Genomic DNA, 13,873 nt, shown 5'->3' with positions numbered 1-13,873 from the left:
ATTGAAATGCTAGATATCAAAAAGATACGAAAAGATCCTGATTTTACCAAAGAAAAATTGGCAACTCGCGGGATCAAACCAGAAACAGTTGATGAGTTGGTTGGATACGATGCCAAACGTCGTGATTTAATTGTTGAATCGGAGTCATTAAAAGCAAAACGAAATGAAGTCTCAGACCAGATTTCTCAAAAAAAGCGCAACAAGGAAGATGCTTCCGAAGCAATCAACCAGATGAAGGAAGTTGGTCAAAAGATTAAGAATCTTGATGAACAATTACGCCAAGTTGAAGAAGAAGAGCATAATTTAGCAGCTCATCTGCCAAACATTCCCCATGATGGTGTGCCGGTTTCACTAACCGAAGAAGGTTCTGTCGAGTTACGAAAGATTGGCAAAATCCCGTCATTTGATTTCAAGCCAAAGCATCACTGGGATATTGGTGAGGATCTTGGAATCCTTGATTTTGAACGGGCAGCCAAAGTGTCAGGTAGTCGATTCGTTTACTATATTGGTGATGGTGCCCTTCTGGAACGGGCAGTGTATAACTTCTATCTTGATCAAAACACTGCTGCCGGTTACACCGAAGTGATTCCGCCGTATATGGTGAATGAGGACTCAATGTACGGCACCGGCCAATTTCCAAAGTTCTTGGAAACCAAAGCCGGCTATGAAATCCAGGATAGTGATCTAACTTTGATTCCAACTGCCGAAGTTCCGTTGGTCAACTATTACCGTAATGAAGTCATTCCAACTGAAAAACTTCCGGTTTCGGTAACCGCATTGACACCAGCCTTCCGTTCCGAGGCTGGAAGTGCCGGCCGTGATACCAAAGGCTTGATTCGTCTGCATCAATTTAACAAAGTTGAGATGGTCAAATTTACCAAGCCAGAAGATTCGTGGGATGCATTGGAAGAAATTACCCATCAAGCGGAAACCAACCTACAGAAGTTAGGATTGGCCTACCACGTCATCACTTTGACGACCAGCGACATGAGCTTCACCGCTGCAATGACACACGACTTGGAAGTTTGGTTCCCAGCCCAGGATAAGTATCGTGAAATCTCGAGTTGTTCAAACTGTACCGACTTCCAAGCACGTCGGGCCCATATTCAATATCGTGACGAAGATGGCAAGCTGCACTTTGTTCATACTTTAAATGGTTCCGGATTAGCTGTTGGACGAACCGTTGCCGCCATTCTTGAAAACTATCAAAACGAAGATGGTAGTGTCACAATTCCTGAAGTGTTGCGTCCATACATGCATGGCATGACAAAAATTGAAAAGCAAAAATAATTTCGTGGACAAAATGCGTAATTAATAAATGTAACCCGAATGATGTTCATTCGAGTTACCACCGATCCACGATTGGTTTCCCCGATCAATCCGATTGGCGCTGCTTGTTTCCCTGATTCAGAAGAAGGCGGAAGACTGTAAAAGGTCTTCCGCCTTCTTTGTTTAAGCTGAATAAAAATTGAATTATTTCAAAATTGGACTAGCAATGTTTTCCAGGATAGGATATAATATTTTTTGTCGGAAAAAGTCGTTACCGATCAACCGTTAACCAATTACAATTTTTGAAAATTCATCTTGACTTGAATTGACTGGTATTGTAAAATTTAATAGTTGTGTTGATGACGTATCTACCAACCAATTTCGAATATTAGTTTCATGGAGGATTAGCTCAGCTGGGAGAGCATCTGCCTTACAAGCAGGAGGTCACAGGTTCGATCCCTGTATCCTCCATTGAGCCGTTAGCTCAGTTGGTAGAGCATCTGACTTTTAATCAGAGGGTCGGCAGTTCGAGACTGCCACGGCTCATTGCCAGTTTTAAACAATGCGGGCGTGGCGGAACTGGCAGACGCGCTAGATTTAGGTTCTAGTGTCTTATGACGTGGGGGTTCGAATCCCTTCGCCCGCATAGGTACTAGTACCTATGAATTAACATTTTGCCGACTTAGCTCAGTTGGTTAGAGCGCTTCACTAGTAATGAAGAGGTCGGGCGTTCGAATCGTCTAGTCGGCATTTTGCGGAAGTAGTTCAGTGGTAGAACATCACCTTGCCATGGTGGGGGTCGCGGGTTCGAATCCCGTCTTCCGCTTCAATCAAGATTCATGATTGAGGTTACTTAATTAAATACTTATTATGCACCCATAGCGCAATTGGATAGAGTGTCTGACTACGAATCAGAAGGTTGTAGGTTCGACTCCTACTGGGTGCATTTTTTATTGCAATAAATTTTTCGGGAAGTAGCTCAGCTTGGTAGAGCACCTGGTTTGGGACCAGGGGGTCGCAGGTTCGAATCCTGTCTTCCCGACTTTTTACAACATAGATAATATGATATATTTATATTGTTAATTGAATAGTACTTAATCATCGGGAAGTAGCTCAGCTTGGTAGAGCACTACGTTCGGGACGTAGGGGTCGCAAGTTCAAATCTTGTTTTCCCGATTTTTTTGTGGGAAATTTCAGTGATAGTCGTTTAAACATACATATTTAGTGAGGGTCAGAATCTGTTTCTTGGATTCTGGCTTTTTTGTTTTGGCAGATGAGGCAGCTTTCGAAACGTGCTCCGACGCCCGGCTGCAAGTCCGGCTAGTCCTGTGGGCGACAGCCCTGATCGCTACACACAAGAAGGGAATGGCAATCAATGAACACCGTTTGTTAGTTGATTGGATAGAGTGGAATTAATTTGTGAGGTTATTTTCTTTTAGTAGACGAGGCAGCCTCCCAAACGTGCTCCGAGCCACTGAACCCTACTGTATAAGACAGAAGAATTAGCAATGAACAAAGTTTGTTTTTTACTTGAATAAACAGGGGGTTGGTTTGTGAGGGTATTTTCTCTTGGTGAACGAGGCAGCCTCCTAAACGTGCTCCGACTGCCCTGATCGCTACACACAAGAAGGGAATGGTAATCAATGAACACCGTTTGTTAGTTGATTGGATAGAGTGGAATTAATTTGTGAGGTTATTTTCTTTTGGTGGGTGAGGCAGCCTCCCAAACGTGCTCCGAGCCACTGAACCCTACTGTATAAGACAAGGCAGAGAATGACGAACAAGATTTGTTCATCATTCTCTGCCTTGTCTTATACTCCGGGTTCACCCGTGGCTCGTCGCACTCTCAAACACTTTCCTTGCACTTTCCCCCAACATTCGTATAATAATAGTCAATATTAGTCAAAGAATTGGGTGATTACATGGCGGACGAAAATATTTCTGATTTAATTGAACGTTATCTCAAAGAAATCCTTGCGCAGAACGAGCAGGTGAAAATTCGTCGTTCTGAAATTGCTGGCTTGTTTGACGTTGTACCGTCTCAGATCAACTATGTGATTAACACCCGTTTTACAATTCAGAATGGATACATTGTGGAAAGTAAACGCGGTGGCGGCGGCTACATTAGAATAGAAAAGGTTCATTTATTAGATGACATTGACGTTTTGAATTCACTCATTGCTGCGATTGGCAACAAATTATCGAAACGAGATAGTGAAACAATCGTCCAAACGTTATATAATAATGAATTAATTAATCGTCGCGAGGTGAGTATCATATTAGCCGCGATTGACAAAGATGCAATTGACTTAAACAGCAGCGATCTAACTGACATCATGCGCGCCAACATCATGGTGTCGATTTTGAACCGGTTGCGATACGAACGATAGGAAGCGAGGGTATCTATGAATAATTTATTTACTCCAAGTGCTAAGAACGTTTTGACCATTGCTCAGGAACAAGCCAAGAAATTCAAGCACCAGGCGATTGGAACTGAACATCTATTATTAGGCTTACTGATTGAGACCAACGGAATCGCCTACAAGGCTCTCCAGCAGTTTTCTGTAACTGCCGAAGACGTTACTGAAGAAGTAGAGCGTTTCGCCGGCTACGGCAACCTAAAGGACCTTAGCAGCAACGATTATCTGCCATACTCTCCAAAAGCAAAAGAGGTTTTAGCTCAGGCAGGAGAATTTGCCAAGAAGAATGGTGTTCCGAAAGTAGGAACTGAGCATATTTTGCTTTCACTGTTGACGGATGAAACAATTCTGTCATCACGAATCCTGATTAATTTGGGACTCGATTTATCACAAATCAGAAAAGTAACCTTACGTAAAATGGGAATCAGTGGTGGTTCCATGGCTTCGAACTTGGCTAACAAGCAACGAGGCCGTCAGCAAAAGAAAGCTGATTCAAAGACACCAACCATTGATTCATTAGCCCGTGATTTAACTGAAATGGCCCGAGAAGACCGACTTGACCCAACTGTCGGCCGTGATCTTGAAGTTAAGCGGGTTGTCCAAATCCTAGCTCGTCGAACAAAGAATAATCCTGTTTTAATTGGTGAACCCGGTGTTGGTAAAACTGCCATTGCTGAAGGTTTGGCAGAACGAATTGTCAGCGGTGACGTGCCTGGCGACATGGCTAAGAAGCGCCTGATGATGCTTGATATGGGTTCATTAGTTGCCGGTACCAAGTATCGTGGTGAATTTGAAGACCGTTTGAAGAAAGTCATTGATGAAATTTACTCAGATGGCAATATCATCTTATTCATTGATGAATTACACACTTTGATTGGTGCGGGTGGTGCTGAAGGTGCCATTGATGCCTCCAATATTTTAAAGCCAGCGTTGGCTCGTGGTGAGCTTCAATTAATCGGTGCTACCACTTTGGACGAATACCAAAAGTACATTGAATCCGATGCTGCTCTGGAACGTCGATTTGCCAAAGTCATGGTTGACGAACCAACCACTGATGAAACCGTTGAAATCTTAAAGGGCTTGCGTCCCAAGTATGAACAACATCACCACGTTGAAATTACTGATGAAGCAATTGAAACAGCTGTTAATCTTTCCAGTCGTTACATCAGCGATCGGTTCCTGCCTGATAAAGCCATTGATTTGATGGATGAGGCAGCTGCCAAGGTTCGAATCGATCATTTACAGAAATCCGATGCTGTCGATGACCACAAGAAATTATCAGATTTATTGTCTGAATTAAATGAAGCTTTAGTTGCCCAAGATTACGAAAAGGCAGCCAAGCTTCGTAAACAGACTAATAAATTGCAGGATGAGTTGGCTCACGATGATGACGCCGATGAGAATCCTGCAGATGCTCATTATCCAGTCAAGGAAACACCCCAGGATGTTGCCGAGATTGTTGGCGAATGGACTGGGATTCCAGTGACCCGTTTGAGCAGTACTGAAGCGGATCGTTTGGTTAATTTGGAAAAGGTTCTTCATAAGCGGGTTATCGGCCAGGAAGAGGCTATTTCAGCGGTTTCACGTTCGATTCGTCGAGCACGAAGCGGTTTGAAAGATCCAAATCGCCCAATTGGTTCATTTATGTTCCTCGGTCCTACCGGTGTTGGTAAGACTGAATTGGCAAAAGCAGTCGCTGAAGCCGTATTTGGTTCTGAAGACGACATGATCCGGGTTGATATGAGTGAATTCATGGAGAAATACTCAACCAGTCGTTTGATTGGTTCAGCACCCGGCTATGTTGGATACGATGAAGGTGGCCAATTAACTGAAAAGGTTCGTCAGAAACCTTATTCAGTTGTTCTCTTTGATGAAGTTGAAAAGGCCCACCCTGATGTCTTCAACCTGTTGCTACAAGTTCTTGATGATGGTTACCTGACGGATGCAAAGGGTCGTAAGATTGACTTCAGAAATACGGTTATCATTATGACTTCCAACCTCGGTGCAACCACTCTTCGAGATAAGAAGACGGTTGGATTTGGCCAAGAGGATGCCAAAGAAGGTTACGCTGCAATGAAGGACACCATCCAAGCTGCCCTCAAGCAACGATTCCGTCCAGAGTTCCTTAACCGGATTGACGAAGTGGTTGTCTTCCACTTATTGACCAAGGCTGAACTTGATCAGATTGTTTACTTGATGGCAAAGCCGGTTATCAAACGAATTCACGATCAGGGAATTGACATCAAGATTACCAAAACGGCAATCGGGATTATTTCCAAACGTGGATTTGATCCTGAATATGGTGCCCGTCCTATCCGAAGAGCAATTCAAACCGAGCTTGAAGATAACTTGAGTGCCAAGCTGCTTGCCAAAGAAATTGTTCCCGGCGATTCAGTAACTGTTGGTGGTCGAAACAACCAGATTACAATTTCAGTTAAGAAGCCTGAACACAAAACATTAGTTAACGATAAAAAATAAACGCGATTCAAAATGAACCATGGTCTAAAAGGTTGACTTTACTTCTATAAATTGTTATTCTTTTAACTGTATTTGTTGTGAATCGAAATGGTCGACGCGATCTATTGTCCGGGTTGGCCTGCATAAAAAACCAAAAGCAAGTAAGTCTTGTTTTTGGATTTTTTTTGCCCTAAACTCGGTCAAATGTGTTCAAAAGCGCATTTGTAATCAAATTGTAACATTTCGATTCCGGAATTTTTTGGAGAGGTGAAAAACTTGGCAGGACATTTAGTTAAATATGGAAAACACCGTACCCGACGAAGTTATGCACGAATTAAAGAAGTGCTTGATTTACCTAACCTGATTGAAATCCAGACTAATTCTTACAACTGGTTTTTACATGAGGGACTTAAGGAAACCTTCGATGGCATTATGCCAATCGATGACTTTCAGGGCAAGCTTTCTTTAGAGTTTGTCAATTATCAATTATTAACACCAAAGTACACTGTTGATGAGGCCCGTGAGCACGAGGCAAATTATTCTGCTCCACTTCACATCACCTTAAAATTAACCAATCACGAGACTGGTGAAATTAAGACTCAAGATGTATTCTTTGGCGATTTTCCATTAATGACTGATCAAGGAACATTTATTATTAATGGTGCTGAACGAGTTATTGTTTCACAATTGGTTCGTTCACCCGGCGTATATTACCATGCCGATAAGGACAAGAACGGCCGTGATTCATTTGGTACGACTGTTATTCCTAACAGAGGTGCCTGGCTTGAATTTGAAACCGACGCAAAAAATATCGCCTATGTTCGAATTGACCGAACACGAAAAATTCCTTTAACTGAACTGATTAGAGCCCTTGGATTTGGCAGTGATTCTGAAATCATTGACATCTTGGGTGACAGTGACAGCTTAGGTTTAACTTTGGAAAAGGATGTTCATAAGGATACCGATGATTCCCGTGTTGAAGAATCATTAAAGGATATCTATGAACGACTACGTCCAGGTGAGCCTAAGACTGCTGACTCATCAAGAAGTTTGCTGACTGCGCGCTTCTTTGATCCAAAACGTTATGATATGGCTCCTGTTGGTCGTTACAAGACTAATAAGAAGCTTAGTTTGAAGAACCGTTTATTAGGCTTGACATTGGCTGAAACCCTTGCTGATCCTGATACAGGTGAAGTTATCGCTCAAAAAGGAACTGTTGTGACCAAAGATGTTATGAAGGATTTGGCACCGTTCCTCGATAATGATGAGTTCAAGGCTTATACTTTCAACCCATCAGACGAAGCTGTTGTAACAGAACCGATGACTGTTCAAATCATCAAGGTTCAATCAGTTAACGATCCTGACCGGGTAGTGCCTTTGATCGGAAACGACAATATTCCATTGAGCTTTAAGCACATCACCCCGGCTGACATCATTTCAGCAATGAACTACTTCTTTAACCTTCAAGAAGGCATCGGTTCAATTGATGATATTGATCACTTGGGTAACCGTCGAATTCGTTCAGTTGGTGAATTATTACAAAACCAATTCCGAATCGGTTTATCACGGATGGAACGGGTTGTTCGTGAAAGAATGTCAATTCAAGACACTTCAACCGTTACTCCGCAACAATTGATTAACATCCGTCCAGTTGTGGCTTCAATCAAAGAATTCTTTGGTTCATCACAACTTTCACAATTCATGGATCAGACCAACCCACTTGGTGAATTAACTCATAAGCGTCGTTTGTCTGCCCTTGGACCTGGTGGTTTGACTCGTGACCGTGCCGGATATGAAGTCCGAGACGTTCACTATACCCATTATGGCCGTATGTGTCCTATTGAAACCCCTGAAGGCCCTAACATTGGATTGATTAACAGTTTGTCCAGTTATGCCCGGGTTAACAAGTACGGTTTCATTGAAACACCATATCGTCGTGTGGATTGGACCAGCCATAAGGTTACTGACCGAATTGATTATTTGACTGCCGACGAAGAAGATAACTTTGTTATTGCACAGGCCAACTCACCATTGAACGATGATGGTTCATTTGTTAATAAGATTGTTATGGCTCGTCATAAGTCAAACAACATTGAAATCAGCATCGATAAAGTCGATTACATGGATGTTTCACCTAAGCAGGTAGTTGCTGTCGCAACCGCATGTATTCCTTTCTTGGAAAACGATGATTCAAACCGTGCCTTGATGGGTGCCAACATGCAGCGTCAGGCCGTTCCTTTGATCGATCCCCATGCACCACTTGTTGGTACCGGTATCGAATACAAGGCTGCCCATGATTCTGGTGTTGCCCTCATCTGTAAGTATGAAGGAACTGTTGAATACGTTGATGCTCGTGAGATTCGAGTACGTCGTGACGACAAGTCCCTCGATAAATATAAATTAATGAAGTTCCGTCGTTCAAACGGCGGTAAGAACTACAACCAACGCCCAATTGTTAAGGTTGGCGATCATGTTGATGCTGACGAAATCTTAGCTGACGGCCCATCAATGGAAGGCGGAGAATTGGCACTTGGCCAAAACCCTGTTGTTGCATTTATGACTTGGCAAGGCTATAACTTCGAAGATGCCATCGCGATCAGCGAACGTTTGGTTAAGGATGACGTTTATACGTCAATCCATATTGAGGAATACGAATCAGAAACTCGGGACACTAAATTAGGACCTGAGGAAATGACCCGCGAAATTCCTAACGTTGGTGAAGATGCTTTGAAGAACCTTGATGAAGACGGAACTGTCCGAATTGGTGCCGAAGTTCATGATGGCGACATTTTAGTTGGTAAGGTAACACCTAAAGGAGTTACTGAACTCTCAGCCGAAGAACGTTTGCTTCATGCAATTTTTGGTGAAAAGTCACGAGAAGTTCGTGATACTTCATTGAGAGTTCCTCATGGTGGTGGCGGTATCATCCAGGATGTTAAGGTCTTTACTCGTGAAAACGGGGACGAACTTTCTCCTGGTGTTAACAAGATGGTCCGTGTCTACATCGCTCAAAAGCGTAAGATTCAAGTTGGTGACAAGATGTCAGGTCGTCATGGTAACAAAGGTACTGTTTCCGTTGTTATCCCTGAAGAAGATATGCCATTCCTGCCTGATGGAACCCCAGTTGATATTATGCTGAGTCCCATGGGTGTGCCATCACGTATGAACATTGGTCAAGTTTTGGAACTCCATTTAGGTATGGCTGCCCGCAAACTTGGTATTCATGTTGCAACACCTGTTTTTGATGGTGCCCGTGATAAGGATATCTGGGATGCCGTTAAGGAAGCCGGCATGCCTTCAGATGGTAAGTACATCTTGTACGATGGCCGTACCGGTGAACCATTTGATAAGAAGATCGCCGTTGGTGTCATGCATTACCTTAAGCTGGCCCACATGGTTGATGACAAGATCCATGCACGTTCAATTGGACCTTACTCATTAGTTACGCAACAACCACTTGGTGGTAAAGCACAATTTGGTGGTCAGCGTTTTGGTGAAATGGAAGTTTGGGCACTTGAAGCTTATGGTGCCGCTTATACCCTTCAAGAAATCTTGACTTACAAGTCAGATGACGTTGTTGGTCGTGTAAAGACTTACGAAGCCATTGTTAAGGGTGAACCAATTCCAAAGCCTGGTGTTCCTGAATCATTCCGTGTGTTGGTTAAGGAATTACAATCGCTTGGTCTTGACATGAAAGTGCTTGACGCAAGTCATAAAGAAATCGAACTCCGTGATCTTGACGACGATGACGACGTGGTTAATGTTGACGCATTAAGCAAGTTGGCCGACAAGAAGAAAGAGCAAGCCGATCAAGCTGCCAAACAGCCTGCTGATAAAGTTGAAGCACCAACTAAATCAACCAACGCTAACAATAGTAATGACTAGAATGGGAGGTCAAACTAGTGGTCGATGTTAATAAATTCGAAAGTATGCAGATTGGACTAGCCTCTCCTGATAAAATTCGTAGTTGGTCATATGGTGAAGTTAAAAAGCCTGAAACCATTAACTACCGAACTTTGAAACCAGAAAAAGACGGTTTGTTTGATGAACGAATTTTCGGTCCTACCAAGGATTGGGAATGTGCCTGCGGTAAGTACAAGCGGATCCGATACAAGGGTATCGTTTGTGACCGTTGTGGAGTTGAAGTTACTCGTTCAAAGGTTCGTCGTGAACGAATGGGCCATATTGAATTAGCAGCTCCAGTAACCCACATCTGGTACTTCAAAGGAATTCCAAGTCGGATGGGTCTTGTTTTGGATATGAGCCCCCGTGCCTTGGAAGAAATTATCTATTTCGCTTCATATGTTGTTACTGAACCTGGTAACACCCCTATGGAAAAGAAACAATTGCTCTCAGAACGTGAATATCGTGAAAAGAAACAGGAATATGGTCCTCGTTTCTCTGCCCAAATCGGTGCTGAAGCAATCAAAACCCTGCTTGATGATGTTGATATCAATAAAGAAGTTGTTGAGTTGAAGGACGAATTAAAGAATGCTACTGGTCAAAAGCGGACCCGTGCTGTTCGTCGTCTTGATATTTTGGAAGCCTTCGTTCAATCTGGAAATGAACTTTCTTGGATGGTAATGGATGCAATTCCAGTTATCCCACCTGACTTACGACCAATGGTTCAACTTGAAGGTGGCCGTTTTGCCACTTCTGATTTGAACGATTTGTACCGTCGGGTTATCAACCGTAACAACCGTTTAAAGAGATTACTTGACTTGAATGCACCTGGAATTATTGTTCAAAACGAAAAACGGATGCTTCAAGAAGCCGTTGATGCTTTGATTGATAACGGTCGTCGTGGCCGTCCAGTTGCCGGTCCCGGTAACCGTCCACTTAAGTCGCTTTCTCACATGCTTAAAGGTAAGCAGGGACGTTTCCGTCAAAACTTACTTGGCAAGCGTGTTGATTATTCCGGCCGTTCAGTTATCGATGTTGGTCCTCATTTGAAGATGAACCAAATGGGACTCCCAGTCCCAATGGCGATGGAATTGTTCAAGCCATTCATTATGAAGGAATTGGTTGGCCGTAATTTGGCATCCAACATTAAGAACGCCAAACGTAAGATTGAACGTCAAGATGATGATGTCTTTAGTGTATTGGAAGACGTTATTAAGGAGCATCCGGTTCTGTTGAACCGTGCCCCTACACTTCATAGACTTGGTATTCAAGCCTTTGAACCCGTTCTTGTAAGTGGTAAGTCCATGCGTCTGCATCCATTGGTTTGTGAAGCTTACAATGCCGATTTCGATGGCGACCAAATGGCGATTCACGTTCCATTATCTGACGAGGCACAAGCCGAATCACGTTTGCTGATGTTAGCTGCTGGTCATATTCTTGCACCTAAGGATGGAAAACCAGTTGTTACACCTTCTCAGGATATGGTTATCGGTAACTATTACCTGACTATGGAAGAAGCAGGCCGTGAGGGTGAAGGGATGATCTTCAATTCACCTGATGAAGCTCAGTTAGCATTTAAGAACGGAATCGTTCATTGGCACACCCGTGTGGGAATCAAGACTTCTGCATATCCAAAGAAGACCTTCACCAAAGACCAACTAGGAAAAATCCTGGTTACCTCTGTTGGTAAGATCATTTTCAATGAAATTTTGCCAGAAGACTTCCCATACATTAATGAACCTTCAGAGACCAATCTGAATGGTTATGTTGATGATCATTTCTTCCTTGAACCAGGGGAAGATATTCATGAACACCTTAAAAATGCTAAATTGATCCTGCCATTTAAGAAAGGTTTCTTAAGTGACATCATTGCTGAGGTTTATAAGATTTACAAAGTGACCGAAACTTCATTCCTACTTGATAGAATGAAGGACCTTGGTTACAATGAATCAACTAAATCCGGTTTAACTGTTGGTATTACTGATATTACTCAGTTGCCTGATAAGCAGGAAATCATTGACGCAGCCCATAAGAAAGTTGACATGGTTACCAAGCAGTTCCGTCGTGGATTGATTACTGACCATGAGCGTTATGAACGAGTTATCGGTATCTGGAATGATGCCAAAGATGATATTCAAAAACGTTTGTTGGAAAATCAAGACCCTCAGAACCCTATCTTTATGATGAGCGATTCTGGTGCCCGTGGTAACATTTCCAACTTTACTCAGTTGGCTGGTATGCGTGGCTTGATGGCTGCTCCTAACGGTGAAATCATGGAATTACCAATCACTTCAAACTTCCGTGAAGGATTGACTGTTTTGGAAATGTTCATTTCAACCCATGGGGCTCGTAAAGGTATGACTGATACCGCCCTTAAGACCGCCAACTCTGGTTATCTGACCCGTCGTTTGGTTGATGTTGCCCAAGATGTTATCGTCCGTGAAAAGGATTGTGGGACCGATCGTGGCTTAACCGTCAGTGCAATTGCTGAAGGTAATGAAATGATCGAACCATTATACGATCGGATTGTAGGCCGTTATGCCCACAAGACTGTTAAGAATCCTAAGACTGGCGATGTCATTGTTCCTGCCAACACCATGATCACAGAAGATCAGGCTACCAAGATTGACGACCTCGGCATCAAAGAAGTCACAATCCGTTCAGCATTTACCTGCAACACGATTCACGGTGTTTGTGAGAAGTGTTACGGCCGGAACATGGCTACCGGTGACGAAGTCGAAGTTGGTGAAGCAGTTGGTACTGTTGCTGCCCAATCAATCGGTGAGCCAGGTACTCAGTTGACTATGCGTAACTTCCATACCGGTGGTGTTGCCGGAAATGCTGATATTACCCAAGGACTTCCTCGTGTTCAAGAAATTTTTGAAGCTCGTAATCCAAAAGGTAAAGCTGAGATCAGTGAAGTTACCGGTACTGTTGAGTCAATCGAAGAAAACCCTGCTGAAAGAACTAAAGAAGTTACTATTAAAGGTGAATCCGATACCAGAACTTACACAGTTCCAATTACGGCTCGAATGAGAGTTGCTGAAGGCGACTACATTCACCGTGGATCAGCTTTGAACGAAGGTTCTGTTGATCCTAAGGAATTGTTGAAGGTTCGGGATGTTCTTTCAACTGAAAACTACCTGCTTCATGAAGTTCAAAAAGTTTACCGGATGCAAGGTGTGGAAGTGGCTGATAAGCATGTGGAAATCATGATTCGTCAGATGCTTCGTAAGGTTCGTATCATGGATCCTGGTGACACTGATGTATTGCCTGGTACTTTGATGGATATCAATGACTTCAGAACAAGCAACGGGGATACTGTTGTTACAGGTGGAATCCCTGCAACGGCGCGTCCTGTATTGCTTGGTATTACCAAGGCTGCCCTTGAAACCAATAGTTTCTTGTCAGCTGCATCATTCCAGGAAACTACTCGTGTTCTTACCGATGCTGCAATTCGTGGTAAGAATGATCCACTTGTTGGTTTGAAGGAAAATGTTATCATTGGTAAGTTGATTCCTGCTGGTACTGGAATGCCAGATTACCGTGGAATTAAGCCTGAAGAAATCGGTAGTTCATCTACTGACGGGGTTTACTCAATTAGCCAGCTTGAAGAAAAAATGAAAGCTGAAGATGCTAATAAGAGCAAGACCACTAAATAAGTATTTAGATTAAAATAGTCGGTTTCAAAAAAGGATTTCAACCCGTCATGGGCTGAAATCCTTTTTTGTTTATGAAATTAATGAAATAAGGACATCTTGGAATTGTTGCGTTACAAAATAGCCAATTGTAATGGCTCTTCGTCAACTGTTGTTGGTGAATCC

General features: G+C 43.0%; 5 protein-coding genes and 8 tRNA genes. All 13 read left to right on the top strand.

The genetic code is table 11. From position 1 onward, the window contains the following. Positions 1-6: 6 nt before the first annotated feature. The 13 genes from serS to rpoC all read left to right on the top strand — a co-directional run bounded on the left by serS (position 7) and on the right by rpoC (position 13,711). Positions 7-1,290, top strand: coding sequence for a serine--tRNA ligase (gene serS / locus FD17_RS08850; RefSeq protein ID WP_057825716.1), 1,284 nt, complete (start codon positions 7-9; stop codon positions 1,288-1,290). A 377-nt stretch (positions 1,291-1,667) separates the two neighbouring features. After that, positions 1,668-1,740: transfer RNA gene (locus FD17_RS08845), tRNA-Val, on the top strand. 2 nt (positions 1,741-1,742) lie between these two features. Then, positions 1,743-1,815, top strand: a tRNA-Lys gene (locus FD17_RS08840). A gap of 18 nt (positions 1,816-1,833) precedes the next feature. Further along, positions 1,834-1,915, top strand: a tRNA-Leu gene (locus tag FD17_RS08835). Between the two features lie 30 nt (positions 1,916-1,945). Further along, positions 1,946-2,019: transfer RNA gene (locus FD17_RS08830), tRNA-Thr, on the top strand. Between the two features lie 4 nt (positions 2,020-2,023). Then, a tRNA-Gly gene (locus tag FD17_RS08825) sits at positions 2,024-2,095 on the top strand. Between the two features lie 46 nt (positions 2,096-2,141). Continuing rightward, a tRNA-Arg gene (locus FD17_RS08820) sits at positions 2,142-2,215 on the top strand. Positions 2,216-2,237: 22 nt separating this feature from the next. Continuing rightward, a tRNA-Pro gene (locus FD17_RS08815) sits at positions 2,238-2,311 on the top strand. A gap of 60 nt (positions 2,312-2,371) precedes the next feature. After that, positions 2,372-2,445, top strand: a tRNA-Pro gene (locus FD17_RS08810). Between the two features lie 746 nt (positions 2,446-3,191). After that, the gene (locus FD17_RS08805; RefSeq protein WP_057825714.1) at positions 3,192-3,659 is read left to right on the top strand and encodes a CtsR family transcriptional regulator; all 468 of its coding nucleotides are present in this window, start codon (positions 3,192-3,194) and stop codon (positions 3,657-3,659) included. A 15-nt stretch (positions 3,660-3,674) separates the two neighbouring features. Further along, complete coding sequence (locus FD17_RS08800) at positions 3,675-6,167, top strand: ATP-dependent Clp protease ATP-binding subunit (RefSeq protein WP_057825712.1); 2,493 nt, start codon at positions 3,675-3,677, stop codon at positions 6,165-6,167. 246 nt (positions 6,168-6,413) lie between these two features. Further along, the gene (gene rpoB / locus FD17_RS08795) at positions 6,414-10,031 is read left to right on the top strand and encodes a DNA-directed RNA polymerase subunit beta (protein ID WP_057825710.1); all 3,618 of its coding nucleotides are present in this window, start codon (positions 6,414-6,416) and stop codon (positions 10,029-10,031) included. A 17-nt stretch (positions 10,032-10,048) separates the two neighbouring features. Continuing rightward, positions 10,049-13,711 (top strand): DNA-directed RNA polymerase subunit beta', encoded by a 3,663-nt coding sequence (gene rpoC, locus FD17_RS08790; RefSeq protein WP_057825708.1) that lies wholly within the window; start codon positions 10,049-10,051, stop codon positions 13,709-13,711. Positions 13,712-13,873 lie beyond the last annotated feature (162 nt).

The organism is Lentilactobacillus sunkii DSM 19904 (assembly GCF_001435575.1).
In the GTDB taxonomy this organism is placed as follows: domain Bacteria; phylum Bacillota; class Bacilli; order Lactobacillales; family Lactobacillaceae; genus Lentilactobacillus; species Lentilactobacillus sunkii.
Note: the sequence above shows the minus strand (reverse complement) of the source record. Positions and strands in the feature narration are given on the sequence as shown.